General features: G+C 64.5%; 16 protein-coding genes. 8 read left to right on the forward strand and 8 right to left on the reverse strand.

What is annotated here, in order from left to right:
- Positions 1 to 410 precede the first annotated feature (410 nt).
- Positions 411 to 548 (reverse strand): hypothetical protein, encoded by a 138-nt coding sequence (locus NKJ06_RS29225; protein WP_352811593.1) that lies wholly within the window; start codon positions 546 to 548, stop codon positions 411 to 413.
- 105 nt (positions 549 to 653) lie between these two features.
- Between NKJ06_RS29225 and NKJ06_RS29230 the strand changes: the two genes are divergently transcribed.
- Complete coding sequence (locus tag NKJ06_RS29230) at positions 654 to 1187, forward strand: FecR domain-containing protein (RefSeq protein WP_352628653.1); 534 nt, start codon at positions 654 to 656, stop codon at positions 1185 to 1187.
- A gap of 6 nt (positions 1188 to 1193) precedes the next feature.
- The gene (locus NKJ06_RS29235) at positions 1194 to 3056 is read left to right on the forward strand and encodes a CHASE2 domain-containing protein (protein WP_352628656.1); all 1863 of its coding nucleotides are present in this window, start codon (positions 1194 to 1196) and stop codon (positions 3054 to 3056) included.
- Positions 3057 to 3106: 50 nt separating this feature from the next.
- Here NKJ06_RS29235 and NKJ06_RS29240 read toward each other — a convergent pair whose 3' ends face one another.
- The 3 genes from NKJ06_RS29240 to NKJ06_RS29250 form a co-directional block, all read right to left on the reverse strand.
- Positions 3107 to 3256, reverse strand: a complete 150-nt coding sequence (locus NKJ06_RS29240) for a hypothetical protein (protein ID WP_023780469.1) — start codon at positions 3254 to 3256, stop codon at positions 3107 to 3109.
- Positions 3253 to 3594 carry a DUF2934 domain-containing protein gene (locus NKJ06_RS29245; protein WP_352628658.1) on the reverse strand — a complete coding sequence of 114 codons (342 nt, stop codon included), beginning with the start codon at positions 3592 to 3594 and terminating at the stop codon, positions 3253 to 3255. Before NKJ06_RS29245 ends, NKJ06_RS29240 begins: the two co-directional genes overlap by 4 nt.
- Before the next feature lie 108 nt (positions 3595 to 3702).
- Complete coding sequence (locus NKJ06_RS29250) at positions 3703 to 4293, reverse strand: BA14K family protein (protein WP_352628661.1); 591 nt, start codon at positions 4291 to 4293, stop codon at positions 3703 to 3705.
- Positions 4294 to 4509: 216 nt separating this feature from the next.
- Between NKJ06_RS29250 and NKJ06_RS29255 the strand changes: the two genes are divergently transcribed.
- From NKJ06_RS29255 to NKJ06_RS29265, 3 genes are read left to right on the forward strand one after another with little or no spacing between them, the layout of a single operon-like run.
- Positions 4510 to 8622, forward strand: coding sequence for a Pls/PosA family non-ribosomal peptide synthetase (locus NKJ06_RS29255; RefSeq protein ID WP_352628663.1), 4113 nt, complete (start codon positions 4510 to 4512; stop codon positions 8620 to 8622).
- Positions 8600 to 9103 (forward strand): GNAT family N-acetyltransferase, encoded by a 504-nt coding sequence (locus NKJ06_RS29260; RefSeq protein ID WP_352628666.1) that lies wholly within the window; start codon positions 8600 to 8602, stop codon positions 9101 to 9103. The genes NKJ06_RS29255 and NKJ06_RS29260 overlap by 23 nt, the downstream gene beginning before the upstream one ends.
- Before the next feature lie 35 nt (positions 9104 to 9138).
- Positions 9139 to 9756, forward strand: a complete 618-nt coding sequence (locus NKJ06_RS29265; protein ID WP_502905655.1) for a 4'-phosphopantetheinyl transferase family protein — start codon at positions 9139 to 9141, stop codon at positions 9754 to 9756.
- Between the two features lie 9 nt (positions 9757 to 9765).
- Here the strand turns inward: NKJ06_RS29265 and NKJ06_RS29270 are convergent, their stop codons facing one another.
- Positions 9766 to 10872 (reverse strand): KamA family radical SAM protein, encoded by a 1107-nt coding sequence (locus tag NKJ06_RS29270; RefSeq protein WP_352628670.1) that lies wholly within the window; start codon positions 10870 to 10872, stop codon positions 9766 to 9768.
- A 370-nt stretch (positions 10873 to 11242) separates the two neighbouring features.
- Between NKJ06_RS29270 and NKJ06_RS29275 the strand changes: the two genes are divergently transcribed.
- Positions 11243 to 12901: an acyl-CoA synthetase gene (locus NKJ06_RS29275; protein WP_352811598.1), complete on the forward strand. Its 1659-nt coding sequence runs from the start codon at positions 11243 to 11245 to the stop codon at positions 12899 to 12901.
- A 36-nt stretch (positions 12902 to 12937) separates the two neighbouring features.
- Here the strand turns inward: NKJ06_RS29275 and NKJ06_RS29280 are convergent, their stop codons facing one another.
- On the reverse strand, positions 12938 to 13219 hold the full coding sequence (locus tag NKJ06_RS29280; protein ID WP_352602158.1) for a hypothetical protein: 282 nt from the start codon (positions 13217 to 13219) through the stop codon (positions 12938 to 12940).
- Between the two features lie 324 nt (positions 13220 to 13543).
- Between NKJ06_RS29280 and NKJ06_RS29285 the strand changes: the two genes are divergently transcribed.
- A complete protein-coding gene (locus tag NKJ06_RS29285) occupies positions 13544 to 14437 on the forward strand; it encodes a hypothetical protein (protein ID WP_352628674.1) in 894 nt (297 codons plus the stop codon).
- A gap of 32 nt (positions 14438 to 14469) precedes the next feature.
- Here NKJ06_RS29285 and NKJ06_RS29290 read toward each other — a convergent pair whose 3' ends face one another.
- On the reverse strand, positions 14470 to 15372 hold the full coding sequence (locus tag NKJ06_RS29290) for an NmrA family NAD(P)-binding protein (RefSeq protein WP_352628676.1): 903 nt from the start codon (positions 15370 to 15372) through the stop codon (positions 14470 to 14472).
- A complete protein-coding gene (locus NKJ06_RS29295) occupies positions 15369 to 15551 on the reverse strand; it encodes a YjiS-like domain-containing protein (protein ID WP_352628678.1) in 183 nt (60 codons plus the stop codon). The genes NKJ06_RS29290 and NKJ06_RS29295 overlap by 4 nt, the downstream gene beginning before the upstream one ends.
- Before the next feature lie 216 nt (positions 15552 to 15767).
- On the opposite strand from NKJ06_RS29295, the gene gcvA reads away from it, so the two are divergent.
- Positions 15768 to 16679, forward strand: a complete 912-nt coding sequence (gcvA, locus tag NKJ06_RS29300; protein ID WP_352628680.1) for a transcriptional regulator GcvA — start codon at positions 15768 to 15770, stop codon at positions 16677 to 16679.
- Positions 16680 to 16836: the final 157 nt, after the last annotated feature.

A 16836-nucleotide genomic window follows, 5' to 3' on the forward strand; every position in this document is an offset into this window, starting at 1 on the left:
TCGAAGCAATGCTTCCGCCTGAATGCCGCATGCCTGAGCTTTCCTGCTCGCCCGGTTGTGCCTGTTTTGCGGCTGCGCGTTTCGCAACCGCCTCCCCCCCCTCCATCGCCGCTGCGGGGCGCCACCTCTCCCCCCTCCGGAGGGAGAGGAAGGCGCCAAGGTTGGCGAACTCGCGCCTTTCCTCTCCCCCCGTCGATCGGTTCCTTGTCGTGATTGACGAAGCAAAAACGCAAAAACCCGCCTAGCGGGCGGGCACAGATCGATACCATGGACGAATATGTAGCATAGCTGCCCTCACGGTGTCAAGAATAAATTCCTATCGAAAGGCGGCGGCGCTTGGCCTTCGGCAGGGTGCGGCATGCCGCGCGAGGTCGCCATGGTCCAGGGTTTTTACGCTGAGGTGTGGTCGGTCATTGCCGGTCCCCCAGCACCTCGACCGTGTCATTGGCAGTAAAGGTCGCCGCCTGAATTTCGTCGACATTCGCATTGCGGCCGCGGCCTTGTTTGGTGTTGGAGCAGGTAGTCGTGCTAAGATCGCCGGTCGGCACCCTGCCGCCTCTGCGCAAAGCGGCTGCAAGTGCCGGTTGGCAAGCACAGGCTGACGGCAGCAGATTTTCTTGGCCGCATATTTTCGCAAGAGCAAGGAGGCGGTGATGAGCGCAAGGGACCGATTTTTCCGCAGCCTGGTGATGGCTGGCCTGTTTGCCGGTGTCTTCTGGGTGGATGCCGCCCTGGCGCAGGACGCAGGGTGTACGTTCAGGCCGGTGGCCGCTACGTCCCGACAGATTCTGAGATGTCGGGAAGGCATTACCATCATTGTGGAAGGTGGCGCTCGTTTTACGCTGGTGGACCGCGATCGAAACGGCAATGCCGATGCGGTCAGGTTGCGGCGCAAGGCGCTGCTGCTCGATGCTCCAGCCGGCTCTGTCCCGGCTGGCTTCGCGGTTGTCACGCCGCAGGCGATCGCCGCGACGCGAGGTACCAAATGGGCAGTCGACGTCGGCCAAGGCAAGACGTCCGTTTTCGTCCTCAGGGGTCGCGTCGCCGTAAACCGGCCGGCGTCCAGTGCCGGCGTGGTGCTGTCGCCGGGCGAAGGCGTCGACGTCGAGGCCGGAACAGGACCCCTGACCGTCAAGCGCTGGCCCGCCAAGCGTGTTTCCGCATTGCTGGCCCGTTTCGGCCAGTGAGTTGCTGTGAGCAGGCGAGCGCTTCCGACGCTGATCGCGCTCGTCCTCGCGGGTGTTTGGGGCGCCGGCCTGGGCTTCGCGCACTGGCGCGGCAATTTGTGGTTTCTCGATCGCGTTGAAGCAACGATGACCGATCTTCGAACGCTTGTTCGAGGAACGGCAAAGCCACCGGAGCTGATCACCATTGTCGCGATAGACGACGACGCAGTGCGGCACGAGGGTACATATCCCCTCAACCGCGCCACGCTTGCCCGGATCGTCGATACGATAGAGCGCCTTGGCCCGAAAGCCATTGCGCTCGACCTGCTGCTGGTCGATCCCGGGGCAAAAGACAACGACGAGGCGCTCGCGCGCTCGCTGAGCAGGGGTCCAAGCGTAATCGCAGCCGCGGCGGTCTATCCCGGAGGCAAACAATGGACGATGGGCGAAGGACCCATCGCCGGCGTGCCGAATGCCGAGCGGTTCCTGTGGCCCCTGAAAGCGTTCTCGGATGCCGCCGCTGTCGGCGTCGTCAACGTGGCCACCGACAAGACGGGAACGCCCCGCTTCGTGCCGTTGCTGTTTCGGACCGGAGATCGGCTGGAAGCGTCTTTCCCCTTGCGTGTTGCCGCCATGGCAGCAGGAGAGGATCCAGAAATCGCAGCCGATCATCTATCGCTGGGCGGACGGTCTATTCGGACGGACATTGGTCACATCCTGCCTCTGACATTCTATGGTCCGCGAGGCACGATCCGCACGATCGGCGCGGCGAGCGTGCTGATCGGCCAATTCGATCCCGGCACTATCCGGGATCGAATTGTTGTGATCGGAGCGACTGCAACCGGCACCGGCGATGTTTTCCCGACACCGTTCGATCCCATACTCCCGGGCGTCGAAGTCATATCGACGGCGATTGCCCATCTGACGGCCGGCGACGGAACAGTGCGAGACCAGCATGTTCGGCTTGCGGATGCCGGCTTTGCAGTGGTGCTGCCGATGATTCTCGTGGGGCTGTTGGCTTGGCGGCGAAACGCCGGCGGCCTCGCGGCGATCGCCGGCGTGGTCTTGCTCTGGTTGGTGGTCAACATGGCCGCTTTCTCGCACCACATCTGGCTGAGCGCCGCGTTGCCGATAACCGCCGCCGTTCCGCCGGTCATCCTGTTCGGGGCCGCGCAGCTTTGGCTGGGCAGGCGCCGGGCCCAATTTTTCGCAACGCAGAGCCAATTGCTTCAACGCGTTGAAGCCCCAGGCATGGGGGAGTGGCTGGCCAAGCATGGCGACTTCCTCTCGGAGCCCGTCCGGGGAGATGCCGCCATCCTGTTCATCGATCTGTCCGGCTTCACGGGACTGAGTGAATCCTTGGGACCGGTCGCCACACGCGAACTCCTGAACGGCTTTCATGCGTTGGTCGGCGAAGAAGTGACGAGCTGCGGTGGCGTCGTCACGAGTTTCATGGGTGACGGAGCCATGATCCTGTTCGGTTTGCCGGAACCAGCACCGAATGATGCTTTCAATGCCGCCCGCTGTTGTGTGGCGCTCTCCAGCCGCACCAACGATTGGCTCGCCACATTGCCTGCATCGACCGCATCCCGGCTCGGCTTCAAGATTGGAGCCCACCACGGAACAATCGTAGCCTCCCGACTCGGCAGCGAAGGCCGTCAGCACATCGCGGCCATAGGTGACACAGTCAACGTTGCCAGTCGCTTGATGGAGATCGCAGCCGACCAGAATGCCGAAGTCGCTGTGAGTGACAAAATGCTTGATGTCGCCGGCCGCGCCTGCGCGTTGTTCCTATCCGGTACCTTGAAAGGACCTGTGGAAACACAGATCCGTGGGCGATCCGGCTCGCTCGCAATCTGGCTTTGGCAGAGTGCACGGACGTTGCAGTAGATCAGGCCCTGATCAATGTGGCGGCCCTTCGCCAAAGCTTCGCCACCCCCTCAATGCCGCTTAAAATACTGCACCTCCCGCTCATGCTTCTCAGCCGCCTCCCGCGTCTCAAACGTGCCCAAATTCCGCCGCTTGCCGGTCTTTTCGTCCTTCTTGCGTGAATAGAGGCGGTATTTTCCACCTTTCAGTTTTCGGATCATTTCGCTTGTCCCTCCTCAGGGCTTCGCCGCCTTTTGGTCTTGAGGGTGCGCGCGGCTTGTTCGACGGCGGCGCGGTCGTGGCCCAGGCGGTCGATCAGCGCCTGTGCTTCGTCGCCCGATATGCCGGTGCGCACCGCCAGCGCCTCGACCTCCAGCACGTCGGTGCTGGCGATCTCGCCGGTTTGCGCATCGCCTGCCGTCAGCGGCAGCGCTGCCTCGCGGTCGATCTCGGCCTCGGCCTGGTGCCAGTGCCGCTCGGGATCGCCATGCATCCTGCCTTCGCGTTCCCAGATCAGGTATGCGCGCTCACGAATCCTGTCGTTCCGGTCGTCGTCCATGTCTAGGGTCCTCCTTGGGTCAGGGATAAACGTTGTGCCAATCCGAACGATCCAAAAAATCTGCGTGATGGGATCGCGCCATGTCCTGCGGCGCGCGGGCTCGCCACGCTACTGGCATTGCCGTCTCGGCCCGCCGGAGTATGGCTGGTAGCTGTTGTCTTCCGGGCGGTAGGAACGGTAGCGGCTGAAGCAAGTGTCGACATGGTCGGCGGAAAGCTCGGCGCCGCCGTCATTGATAGCGTAGACGCCCAACCCCGCGCCCTCGCCCGGCTGGGCGGCGTGGTCGGCGATGTCGAGATAGGGCGAGATGCAGGGGCGTTGCTGCCCGCTATAGGACATGTAGCTGTTGTCGTCCGGCCGGTAGGAGCGGTAGCGGCTCGCGCACCAGGCGAGATGCGGAGGCGGCAGTTCGGCCGCGCCGGGCGCGATGGCGCCGGTGATGATGGGATCGGGTGGCGTTGGCTGCGGTTTGGCGGGGATGTCGGGCGGTGCGGACTGTTCGGCCGGCAGACGCTCGAGGCTCTGCGCCGCCTTGTTCACCGGCCGCGCTTTTTTGGTCCACAGCTCCGCCACGCTGACGGTGGCCGATGCCGGGCGCGGCGGCTTTGCGGCAAGCAACCAGGCGGCGAACGCCAGCCCGCTGCCGAACACCGCAAGGGTCAGCACGAAGCCGCAGACCAGTCCCAACACCGCTTTCACGTCACGCTCCTTAAGTCCCTGCTAATAGAATGCAGGGCCTCGAGGCTGGTTCCAGAAAAACGCTCGGCCGATGCCGGCGACGCCGCTCACGCAGACACACTCCAGAAACAAAACTCAACAGTTCGGACAAACTGGCGAAAAAATCGGATGGCATAAGCCTCCCGCAGCGGCCGGAAAATGGCCGCGCCGGGCGTTTGCCGGCCAGGACGAGAAAGCATGGAAATGGATCACGGTGTCGACATCGCCGAACTGGACGCGGCACCACCGGGCAGCCAGCCCGAACCCGACCTGGCAAGCATCGATGCGCGGGTAAAGACGGGCCCCGCAACAGTCGCGCGCGGCCAAATCCTGACGGGCGCCGACTTTGCCCGGCAAGGCCTGCCCGGTGAGCGGCTCGATACGGTGTTCGAACAGCTCGCGCAGACATTCGCCGCCTTGCCGGCGGTGATCTCCGACGGGCGTGCCTGGACCTATCAGGAGTTGGACAAGCGCGCCAACCAGTTCGCCCGCCTGCTGGTCAAGCGCGGCGTGCGGCCGGGCGACCGCGTCGGGCTCATCCTCGACCGCTCGGCGGAGACCTATGTTGCGCTTCTCGCCGTGATGAAGGCGGGTGCCGCCTTCGTGCCGCTGGCCACGGCGTTTCCCGAGGAGCGGATGACGCTCATCATCGAAGACGCCGGCTTGAGCCTGATCGTCACCATCGCCGCCTATGCCTCGCGCGCCGGTCAGCTGCCCGTCCCGCATCTGCTGATCGACAGCGCGGCCGCCGAAATCTCCAAACAGTCCAGCGCGCCGCTGAAGCCGCATGCGAAGACTTCGGACGACACCTGCTACATCCTCTACACCTCGGGCACGACAGGCAAGCCCAAGGGCGTGGTCATCAAGCACCAGAGCTTCGTCAACTTCATCCGCGTCGCCGCCGCCTCCTACGGCTACCGGCCGGGCGACCGTGTCTATCAGGGCATGACCATCGCCTTCGACTTTTCCTCCGAAGAGGTCTGGGTGCCGTTTGCCGCCGGCGCCACGGTCGTGCCCGCACCGGGCCAGATGCCGCTGGTGGGCGAGGAACTGGCTGATTTCCTGCGGTTCCATGACATCACCTGCATGGCCTGCAGCCCGACGCTTCTGTCGTCGATGACATCGGACGTGCCCAGCCTGCGCACGCTTCTGGTCGGCGGCGAGGCCTGCCCGCACAATCTGGTGGTGCGCTGGTCGAAGCCGGGGCGGCAGATCCTCAACACCTATGGCCCGACCGAGGCGACCGTCACCGCCACCATGGGCGCGCTGACGCCCGACAGTCCCGTTACCATCGGCGCACCGCTGCCGACCTACTCGATCGTCATTCTCGACGCTTCGCTGCCGCAGCTTGCCGAGCCCGGTGAACTGGGCGAGATCGGCATTGCCGGCATCGGGCTCGCGGTCGGCTATCTCAACAGGCCCGACCTTACCGAACAGAAATTCATTGCCGATTTCGTCGGCCTGCCGAACAACCCGTCTAAGCGCATCTACCGGACGGGCGACCTTGGCCGCATCAACGACAGTGGCGAGATCGAATACAACGGGCGCATCGACACCCAGGTCAAGATCCGCGGCTACCGTATCGAGCTCGGCGAGATCGAGGCGGTGCTGCTCGACCAGCCGGAGATCGCGCAGGCTGTCGTCACCACCTGGGAGATCGAGTCCGGCCGCGTCGAACTGGTTGCCTACTATGCGCCCAAGGCCGGCATGCCGGCGATTTCCCGCGCGGATCTCGCCCAGACGATGAAGCGGCGCCTGCCCGATTACATGGTGCCCTCCTATCTGGAGGAACTGCCTGTTATCCCGATGACGGTCTCCAACAAGGTGGACCTGCGCCAGCTGCCGAAGCCGACAAGTGTGCGGCTTTCGGCCGATCGCGCGATGGTGGCGCCCGGCAATGACGACGAGCGTTTCCTGGCCGACGCACTGGCGACCGTGCTGAAATTCGAAGAAGTGTCCGTCGAGGACAATTTCTTCGACGATCTCGGCGCCAACTCGCTGCTGATGGCGCATTTCTGCGCCCGCGTGCGCACCAGGAAGGAATGGGCGACGGCGTCGATGCGCGACATCTATCTCCATCCAACCGTGGCGCGCCTGGCGCGGCATCTGGGCGTGGCGGAGGAGATGACCACGGCCACCAACGAGCCTGTCCTCACCCGCCGGGCATCGAATTTTGCCTACTGGACCTGCGGCGCAGCACAACTGCTGTTCTATGGGCTCTACAGCTATGTCGCCCTGTGGGCGGTCAATGACGGCCTCAACTGGATGTATGACGCGCTCGACGATCCACTGCAGCTTTACCTGCGCTGCGTGGCGCTTTCGGCCGCCGTGTTCTTCGGCATGTCGGGCTTTGCCGTCATCGCCAAATGGGTGCTCATCGGCCGCTGGAAGGCGGAGGCGTTTCCCATCTGGGGCGTGCGCTACTTCCGCTTCTGGGTCGTCAAGACATTGATCCGCACCGCACCCGTCGTGCTGTTCCGTGGCAGCCCGCTCTACAGCTTCTATCTGCAGCTTCTCGGCACCAAACTCGGCAAGAACGCCGTCATCGAATCGAAATCCGTACCCGTCTGCACCGATCTCATTTCAATCGGTGCCAACACCATCCTGCGCAAGGAATCGATGATCCTCGGCTTCAGGGCGCAGTCCGGCTATATCCACACCGGGCCGCTGACCATCGGCCGCGATGCCTTCGTCGGCGTCGGCTCGACGCTCGACATCGACACCCGGATCGGGGATGGCGCCCAGCTCGGCCACTCATCCTCGCTGCACCGCGGGCAAAGCATCCCGGACGGCGAACGCTGGCACGGATCGCCGGCCGTGCCGACCACGGCGGACTATTGCAAGGTGCGCAATGTCGATCCTTCCAACATCCGGCGCTTCCTGTTCGAAGCGGTTCAGCTGATTGGCCTGTTTGCCATTGTCACCCCTTTGCCGCTGCTGTTCCACAGCTACTGGGAAAATGTCGGCGACGACTATCAGGAGACGATCGGCATCGTCGCGATCGGTACCACGGTCACACTGTTCGGCTACATCGCCGTGGCTTTTCTGGCGGCGACGCTGGTGCCGCGCCTGACAAACCTGATCCTGAAGCCAGGCCGCACCTACACGCTTTACGGCTTCCGCTACTGGCTGCAGACGGTCGCCGAATTCACCAGCAATTCCCGCGTCCTGGGTCTCCTGTTCGGCGACAGCTCGGCCATCGTGCACTATATCAGCGCCATCGGCTGGAACCTCAACAAGGTGGTGCAGACCGGTTCCAACTTCGGCTCCAACCAGCAGCACGAAAACCCGCTTCTGTGCGAGATCGGCACCGAGACCATGGTGTCGGATGGACTGTTCATGATCAACATGCACAAGTCCGCCTCCGCCTTCCGGCTCGAGCCGACGCGCATCGGCGAGCGCAACTATCTCGGCAACAACATCTACTATCCGCCGGACGGACGCACGGGCGACAATGTCCTGCTCGGCACCAAGGTGATGATCCCCATCGACGGGCCGCTGCGCGAAAATGTCGGGCTCTTGGGTTCGCCCGCCTTTGAAATCCCGCGCATGGTGAACCGCGACAAGGAGCTTATCGCCGGCATCGACGAGGCGGACCGGCGCCAGCGCATCCCGCTGAAGAACCGCCACAATCTGGTGACGATCCTCCTGTTCGTGGCAACGCAATGGGTCATGTTGTTCGCCACGCTGGCGATCTGGGACCGGGCGCTGAACTACTATACCGAATGGGCCGAGGTTGCGCTCTTCGTCGCCGTGCTTTTGACCTCGGCGATCACCATTCCGTTCTACATCCTGGTCGAGCGGGCGAGCCTTGGTTTTGGCAGGCTGAAGCCGCAGATGACGACGATCTACGACGTCGCATTCTGGCGCCATGAACGCCACTGGAAACTCGCGGATTCGCCGATCGTGCGGCTGTTCGCCGGCACGCCGTTCCGGCCGATGATCCTGCGCCTGCTGGGCGTCAAGGTCGGTAGCCGTGTCTACGACGGCGGCAGCAATTTGACCGAACGTTCCCTGGTGGAGATCGGCGACGACGTCACCCTCAACGAGGGCTGCGTCATCCAGGCCCATTCGCTGGAAGAAGGCGCGTTCAAGTCCGACTTCATCCGCATCGGCAAAGGCTGCACGCTCGGACCCTCCGCCTTTGTCCACTATGGCGTGGTGATGGGTGAAGGCTCGGTGGTCGATGTCGACTCCTTCGTGATGAAGGGCGAGGAGCTGGAGCCCAATTCCATTTGGCGCGGCAACCCGGCCAAGCTGCATCGCTTCGTCGAGCCGATCACCGACGATGGCTCCAAGGTATCGGCTTGAAGAAGGCATCGGCTTGAAGACCGCAGACATCCGTCTCGTTGCCGTGACCGAGGCCAACCGGGCCCTGGTCGCGGCCCTGGAGCTCGCTCCGGAGCAGATGGATTTCGTCGCCAGCAATGCGGACTCCCTGGAAGAGGCCGAAACTGACGAAGACGCGAGGCCGCGCGTCATAATGGCCGGGGATCGTGTTGTCGGTTTCCTGATGTACGAAGCACCACGCGATGACGACGAGGCGCGCATCTACCGCTTCATGATCGACCGGGCCTCTCAAGGTAGAGGTTACGGCAAGGCCGCGCTACGCGAAGTGCTGGACGAGATCAAAAGGCTCGGCCACATCAGGCACGTTTCGATCTGCTACGAACCGGAGAATGATGCGGCGCGAAACCTCTATCGCAGCGCCGGTTTCGTCGAAGAAGGGCTCGACGAGGACGGAGAAATGATCGCCGATCTGGTCCTCGCCGCACGGACGCACGATCCGTGACGCGGCCGCCCGCAAGTCTGCCCGAGGAAATCTCCTTGGCCGAAGCGATCGCCGCCATCGCGCCCGACAGTGCCCGGGTCGGATGCCGGGTCATACACGATGGCGACGAAGCCCATCTGCTGCCCGAGGAAGCGCGTTCCATCCCTGCGCGTCAGCCGGCCACGCGGCGGGCCAGCGGCGCGGCGCGCTGGATCGCGCATGGGCTGCTGGCGGATATCGGCTTCAACGATTTCGCCCTCCTGCGCACGCCCTCCGGCGCACCCGCCTGGCCCGACGGGATAATCGGTTCGCTCGCCCATGACGACGATATGGCGGTGGCGGCGGTTGCGCCCATTGGCCATATCGTCTCGCTGGGTATCGACGTCGAGCCCGCGCAGCCTCTCCCGGACGACATCTTCGCACTTGTTGCAATCCCTGCCGATAGGACGGACGCAGCGGACCGGCATCTTGCCGGTCGCATCCTCTTTTGCGCCAAGGAAGCTGTCTACAAGGCCGTCTATCCGCTCGATCGCGAGGTGCTCGGCTACGAGGACATCACCGTCGACCTCAACGCAGGCCGTGCGACGACGAAGACGGGCCGCAAGGTCAGCCTCGCATACTGTGTTGCCCCGCGTGTGGTAGTGCTGGCGTTTGTCGAGAGCGAGGCGCGTTAGCTCGCAGCCCTATTCGCCAACGATCTCCGTATAGTCCCTCACCTCGCCATCGAGCCCACGCAACCGCCAGCTCTCCCCGTCCCGCGCCTCGACATAACAAGGCCCGATCGGCACTTTCCCCCCGCCTTCCGGCAGGTCGAGTACATAGACGGGGTTGCAGATGCCCGACAGCCGGGCGCGCAATGCCGCGGCCAGCGCCTGGCCCTGCGCAATCGTCGTGCGCCTGTGCGCCATGCCGCGCGCGAGGTCGCCGTGGTGCAGGTAATAGGGTTTGACGCCGAGGCGGTACATCAGCTCGCGGCAGAGTTCCTCCAGCACCTCGACACTGTCGTTGACGCCCTTGAGCAGAACGCTCTGGTTGAGCAGCACGAAACCCGCGTGGCGCATCGTCCGGCAGGCTGTCTCGGTCGCGGGCGTGATCTCACGCGCGTGGTTGAAATGGGTGACGATTGTGACCATCAGCCGGCCCTGCAGGGCGGCAACCAGCCCTGGCGTAATGCGCGATGGCAGTGCCACCGGCACGCGCGTGTGGATGCGCAACAGCCGCACATGCGGGATCGCCTCGATGCGCGCGAAGATTTCGGCCAGCGCCTTGTCAGGCAGGGATAGCGGATCGCCGCCGGTCAGGATCACCTCGCGGATTTCGGGGTGGTCGGCGATATAGGCCAGCGCCGGCTCCAGCGCCTCGCGCGTATAACCCCTGCCGATCGCGGTCAGCGATTCCTTGCGGAAGCAGAACCGGCAATAGACCGCGCATTGATAGGTCGGGAACAACAGCACCCGATCGGCATGGCGATGCGTCAGCCGCGGCACCGGGCTGAATTCATGGTCGGCGATCGGATCGTCGAGCTCGCCGTCCTGCTCCATCAATTCGTCGGGCGACGGGATGACTTGCGCCCGGATCGGGTCAGCGGGATCGTTCCAGTCGATCAGGTCGAGATAAGCTTTGGGAACGCGTACCTTGTGGTTTGCCGCCGCGGCTTGCGCCGCCGCACGCTCGGCTGGCGACAGCGGCAGGGAGGCGAGATCGCGGACGTGGCGAACACCGGCGCGGACGTCCGCCTGCCAGGAGGTGTCGGCGGCGGGCGCATCTTGGAGGTTGGTGTCTGAGGTCATCGGTTTCTCGGGGCATTCTAGCCGTGCTATCGGCCAGATGGGCAGTCGGGTCAACCACGTGCTTTGCCTTGTCAGAGCCGCGATCCTTCGCGCCCCCCTCTGTCCTGCCGGACATCTCCCCCACAGGTGGGGAGATTGGATGTCGCTTCGGCTTTCGCCAATCTCCAATGTCGCAAGAGGAGAGCCGGCGCCCGAACTGCCAATCTCCCCCCTCGTGGGGGAGATGTCCGGCAGGACAGAGGGGGGCGCCACAGAGCGCCAGCCTTCCCGCCACCAACTTTCGCCGCATCGACCACGCCCGCAATTTCAGGCAAGCTCACAGGCGACAGCGCCGCAAGGGGAGATGCGGCGCCTCGGGAGGAGGACTGCCATGAGCCACACAACTCCGGCGCTGCCGCGCTATAGCGATGCCGTCGCGCGCTTTCGCCTCTCGGATGAGATCGCAAAACTTCACGGCGATCCGGCCACCGGCATCAACGCCTGCATCGAATGCTGCGATCGCCACACCGGCCAGAACCGGCCGGCCTTGCGCGCCATCTCCGCCGCCGGCGAGCTGCGGGAATTCAGTTTCGATGACCTCAAGGACATGTCCGCGCGGGTAGGCAACGTCCTGAAAGCAGCCGGCGTCGGCCCCGGCGATGTCGTCGCCGGCATGCTGCCACGCATTCCCGAGCTGGTGGCGCTCATCCTCGGCACATGGCGCACCGGCGCGGTCTACCAGCCTCTGTTCATCGCCTTCGGCCCCAAGGCCATCGACCACCGGCTGAAGACCAGCGACGCCAAGCTCGTCGTCACCAACGCGGCCAATCGCGGCAAGCTCGACGAGGTCGAGGATTGTCCTCGGGTTGCGACCATCCTTGCCCCCGGCGAACCCTTGCCGGCCGGCGACATCGATTTCCGCGCCGCCTTTGCCGCCGCCGCGCCCGAATGCGAGCCGGTGATGCGCAAGGGCGACGATCTGTTCATGATGATGTCGACCTCGGGCACGACAGGTTTCCCGAAGGGCGTGCCAGTGCCGCTCAGCGCGCTAATGGCCTTCGGCGCCTATATGCGCGATGCGATCGGACTTAGACCCGACGACGTCTTCTGGAACATAGCCGATCCCGGCTGGGCCTATGGCCTCTATTACGCCATCACAGGACCCTTGCTGCTCGGCATCGCCACGACCTTCAACGAGGGCGCCTTCACCGCCAAAAGCACCTACGACATCATCGAGCGCCTCGGCGTCACCAGCCTTGCCGGTTCGCCCACCGCCTTCCGCCTGCTGCTGGCGGAGGGACTGGCGTCCGCCGCCCGCGTCAAGGGCCGCCTGCGCGTGGTGAGCAGCGCCGGCGAACCGCTCAACCCGGAAGTTATCCGCTGGTTCGATGCCCATCTCGCAGCCCCCATCCATGACCATTACGGCCAGACCGAGAACGGCATGATGGTCAACAACCATCACGGCCTGTCGCACCCGGTGCGTCACGGCTCAGCCGGCTTTGCCATGCCGGGCTACCGCATCGTCGTGCTGGATGAGGCCGGCCACGAACTTGGCCCCAACCAGCCCGGCATCCTCGCCGTCGACATCGCGAAGTCGCCGCTGCGCTGGTTCGGCGGCTATCACCGGGCGGAGACGCCGGCCATAGCGGGCGGCTATTACCGCACCGGCGACACCGTCGAATTCGAGCTCGACGGCTCGATCTCCTTCATCGGCCGCGCCGACGACGTCATCACCTCGGCCGGCTACCGCATCGGCCCGTTCGACGTCGAAAGCGCGCTGATCGAACATCCGGCGGTCAACGAGGCGGCGGTGGTCGGTGTGCCCGATCCGCAGCGCACGGAGATCGTCAAAGCCTTCGTCATCCTGGCGCCTTCGTACAGCGGCAGCCCGGAACTGGCGGAAGAACTGGCGCAGCATTTCCGCAAGCGCCTCTCGGCTCACGCCTATCCGCGCGAGGTCGAGTTCGTCAGCGAGTTGCCGAAGACGCCGAGCGGCAAGATCCAGCGGTTCCTGCTGCGGAAGGCGGAGGTGGAGAAGCGGAAGGGGTAAGCGGGGCTGCGCAGGGGCACGGGTGGCTCCATCCCTTCAATGCGCCACGCCATCCGAAGCGTGGAGCAGCCTCCAGGTCAAACCAACGCGACCATGGAACTGTGAAACAAAATGTTCGGCGGCCATAGTCTCGAGGCCGTCATCGACGAGCGCCTCGATGCTTCGCCGCATCAGGACAAGCTGCATCTGCCTGGCGTGTTCCAGGTCTGCCTCTCGCATGATTGCCGTGACGTGGTAGGCGACGACGGGCTGGCCGAGGCAAGATAGCAGCGCGTTGGCCTCGGCTGTCACCGCCATCACTGCGTCTTCGATCTTCATTCTGGCGCTCCTCATCAAAAATGATGCTGACGCCTCCCCACAAGGCGACGGTGGTCCGTCGCTTCTTTTTTGAGTACCCCGCGCGGCCGAAAGCGGCACGCCAAGCTGATAGTTGCCGTCTTTCCAGGTCCCTCGAGCAGCCTCGTTCGGCCCAAAAACAGTATCCGCCAAATTTGATTCAAAGGCGACCGGATAGTTAATCGATGGTTAATGGGCCGATTGCATCCCCGATGGACCAGGATGTTTGGCTTCGACGGTCGCTGCCGCGCAATTGCCGCAAAGCTGCTCGATGGCTCCCGGCCTGTGGATCGCGGGGGGTATATCATGCGGCTGGTTTGGACCATCATCTTCGCGCTCGTAACCGGCACGGTTTTCGCGGCCTCGCCGGAGGACGATTATATCGCCGCACGCGACAAGGCGATTTCCGCCATGGCTGCACTGGCAAGCGCGAACGAACCCGTGGAAACGCTCGATGCCGCCGGAGCGAAGGCGTCGGCCGATCTCGAAGGGCGTCTGTCCGCCATCCTCGGCCCCTTGGCGGTTGCCGATTTCCCGGCAAACGGCACGATCAATCTCGGAAGCCTGAGCGATGCCGATATCGGATTCGGCATGCTCGACGGTTTGCGATACGCCAAAAGCGATGACGGCCCGAGCCTCGTGGCAACGACGCGGGGGCTGCTCGAGCGCTGGCTCCAGTCCAGGGCGGCCGAGCTGGACGAAAACTTCAGACTGCCAGCCGGCATCGATGCGGCGTTGAAGCTCGATGCTTTCTACACCCAGGCGATCAACAGCGACGCAGCGTTCACGGGGACTCTCGACTTTTCGCTGAAGAAGCCAGAAGGCGCAGACATCGCCTTCGCGCGGCTCGGTGGCTGGGCGCAGGACATAGGACCGAACCCCGACCAGCAGGTCATCGTCACGCTCGTCAAGGGCAATAGCGTCATGATCGCCTCGGCGCCCGCGGCAGCGCCTATACCCAAGATCGCGGCCTGCGACGCCGTGTGGACGTCGGCGGACGCCGCCGCCCAGAAATTCCAGGAGGCTTACCAGGCCTCGGACCTCAAGGACGAAACGGCGTATGATGCCGCCAATGTCGCCTGGGAAAAAGGGGACGCCGACTATCGCGCCTGCATGGGCGAGCACCTGCCGAGCGAGCCGGTCTTCCCCGCACTTCTCGCCCAGGCACAGGAGCTTGCCGATCACATGGCCGGCAAGTAGGCCACTTCCCGGCGCGTCGGCGCCGAGCCTCCTCAGCCCTGCCGCCGTTGGCCCTTTGCGCCCGCCATCGTCACATACGCGCTCTCGATCGTCTCGAAAGTCAGCTCCGGATAGAGCGCCCCGGCTTCCGGCGTGGCCGTTTCAAGCGCTGTCTCGCCGCGTATCCAGAACGCCCGCAGCAAGCCGAGGCCGGGAGCTACCGCGATCATCGCCTCCAGTTCGTCGGCGCTCTGGGGCACGATGCGCGGCGAGCGGCCGCTCACCCGGCGCCACAGATCGACCATTTCGTTCTGGGTGATCTTGTTCTGGGCGATCCGGATCTCGCTGCGGATGGCCTTGGGGTCGTTCAACGCGCGCAAGGTGACGGCGGCGATGTCCTTCTCGCTGACGAATGTCGCCGGCACATTGCCGTTGCCATAAAGCGTCACCTCTTCGGGAGGCAAAGGCGACGAGCCGAAGCGCATCAAGTCGCCCAGCGTTGCCACCCAGGTCGAAAAGAAGCCGTTGGTGTAGACCACCGTATAGGGCAGATCGACCTCCTTGATCGCCGAGAAGACGTCCCGCTTGAGGTCGAGTGGCGGGATCGAACCCGGGGCGGCGGCGGCAAAGTCGAGGCCGAAGCCGGCAGAAGGCACATAGCGGGACACGCCGGCATCCCTGAGCGCGCGCACCAGCGTCATCTCGCTGGCCGAATCCACATGCACCGAGGAGATGACGCGATCCACCTTGCCGACGGCGCGGACAAGGCTGTCATAGTCGTCGAGATCGCCAACATGGACCGTGGCGCCCAATGCCTTGAACGGGCGCATCCGCTCTTCATTGCCGGCTGTTGCCGGACGAACCAGAACGTGCAGGCGATCGCCATTGCGGGCGCTGGCCTGCGCCATCTCGCTGCCGAGCAGCCCCGTCGCGCCGATGACAAGGGTGCTGGTCATATCGCCCTCCCATTGCGCAGGATGGAACCATTCCAGTCGCGTTCGAAGCCGATATCGTGCAGGCGATGGTCCGAGAAGCGCGCCACCCGGCGCAGCATGCGGCGGCGCTCGATTGCGGCCGAGGTTCTGAGAGCGAGGCCGCTCATCGCGGCGCTGATGGAGTTGAAGGTCGGGTTCATTGTCCGTCTCCTGTGTTTGCCTGGGCGCAAGCGTGCCGGCGCCGTCCGCGAGGGACGAGCATGACGATCGCTCACATTGTTTCTGGTCGTTCAGCGCAGCGGCGAGATGGAAAACCCGATCTGGATGCGCTGCTACGCCTATAGATTGGACATTTCCGGGCTGGACGACAAACGACTCTTTGTGCAGGATTTGTGAGCAACGCTCACAGGTGGATCATGCCGCGCAGACTGCCGCCCCTCACCGCCTTGCCAGCCTTCGAGGCCGCCGCGAGGCATCTGAGTTTCTCGAAGGCGGCGGGCGAGCTCAACGTGACCCATGGCGCGGTCAGCCGCGCCATCCGCAACATCGAGGACCGGCTGGGCATCCAGCTTTTCGATCGGGGGACGCGGTCCGTGCGCCTGACCCCTGTCGGCGCGGCCTACGCATTGGAAGTCAGGAAAGCGCTGGACCAGATCGCTGCCGCCACCATTGCCGCCACGCCCGACCGCACCACGGGCATCCTGAACGTCAGCACATCGGACGGTTTTGCGGGCCGCTGGCTGGTGCCGAGGCTGCATCGCTTCCACCGCGCCAATGCCGACATCGACGTGCGGCTCTCCACGTCTGGCGTGCTTTCCGATTTCGTCAGCGACGGCATCGACATCGCCATCCGCTATGGCAAGGGCGGCTATACCGGAGTGACCGCGGAATTTCTTGCCGACGAAGAGGTCTTCCCGGTCTGCAGCCCGGAACTGCTGCAAGGTGAACATCCGCTGCGCCTGCCCGGGGATCTCAGGCATCACAAATTGATTCATGACGCTTTTCGCATCGACTGGGCGACATGGCTCGAACACGCAGGCGTCGGCGATGTCGACCCCAAGCGTGGCGTGCGCTTCGATTCCGCCACCTTCGCCGTCGAGGCCGCGGTGCAGGGCGAAGGCGTGCTGCTCGGCCGAAGCGCGCTGGTCTCGGCCGACCTTGCCGCGGGGCGGCTGGTTCGTCCCTTCGACCTCGCGCTGAAATCCGCCTCGCGCTACTACGTCGTCTACCGCGACGGCGCGCTGCGCCAGAAGAAGATCAGAGCGTTTCGCGACTGGCTGTTCGCCGAAGTGGCGGCCGACTGGATCGGGATGACCAAAAGCGATTGAGGCAGAAGGCTTGCGCCTGCGAGGCGCAAGCGGCGCCGCGCCGACCCCCACCCGCCGGTTCGCGCCGGCCCGCCCCCCCAGGGGCAGGGGGGGGGAGCGGGGTTTCGCGCGTGGGGGCGCGCGGTAGGGGGCTGGGGGAAGGCGGGGGTGCCCACCT

It is taken from the genome of Mesorhizobium sp. M0293, from assembly GCF_040321735.1.
In the GTDB taxonomy this organism is placed as follows: domain Bacteria; phylum Pseudomonadota; class Alphaproteobacteria; order Rhizobiales; family Rhizobiaceae; genus Mesorhizobium.

Bases quoted from the DNA above. Each gene is read 5' to 3' on its own strand.
- NKJ06_RS29230 (WP_352628653.1), top strand. From the start codon at position 654: ATGAGCGCAAGGGACCGATTTTTCCGCAGCCTGGTGATGGCTGGCCTG.
- NKJ06_RS29240 (WP_023780469.1), bottom strand. From the start codon at position 3,256: ATGATCCGAAAACTGAAAGGTGGAAAATACCGCCTCTATTCACGCAAG.
- NKJ06_RS29245 (WP_352628658.1), bottom strand. From the start codon at position 3,594: ATGGACGACGACCGGAACGACAGGATTCGTGAGCGCGCATACCTGATC.
- NKJ06_RS29255 (WP_352628663.1), top strand. From the start codon at position 4,510: ATGGAAATGGATCACGGTGTCGACATCGCCGAACTGGACGCGGCACCA.
- NKJ06_RS29260 (WP_352628666.1), top strand. From the start codon at position 8,600: ATGGCTCCAAGGTATCGGCTTGAAGAAGGCATCGGCTTGAAGACCGCA.
- NKJ06_RS29270 (WP_352628670.1), bottom strand. From the start codon at position 10,872: ATGACCTCAGACACCAACCTCCAAGATGCGCCCGCCGCCGACACCTCC.
- NKJ06_RS29275 (WP_352811598.1), top strand. From the start codon at position 11,243: ATGAGCCACACAACTCCGGCGCTGCCGCGCTATAGCGATGCCGTCGCG.
- NKJ06_RS29280 (WP_352602158.1), bottom strand. From the start codon at position 13,219: ATGAAGATCGAAGACGCAGTGATGGCGGTGACAGCCGAGGCCAACGCG.
- NKJ06_RS29285 (WP_352628674.1), top strand. From the start codon at position 13,544: ATGCGGCTGGTTTGGACCATCATCTTCGCGCTCGTAACCGGCACGGTT.
- NKJ06_RS29290 (WP_352628676.1), bottom strand. From the start codon at position 15,372: ATGACCAGCACCCTTGTCATCGGCGCGACGGGGCTGCTCGGCAGCGAG.
- NKJ06_RS29295 (WP_352628678.1), bottom strand. From the start codon at position 15,551: ATGAACCCGACCTTCAACTCCATCAGCGCCGCGATGAGCGGCCTCGCT.
- gcvA (WP_352628680.1), top strand. From the start codon at position 15,768: ATGCCGCGCAGACTGCCGCCCCTCACCGCCTTGCCAGCCTTCGAGGCC.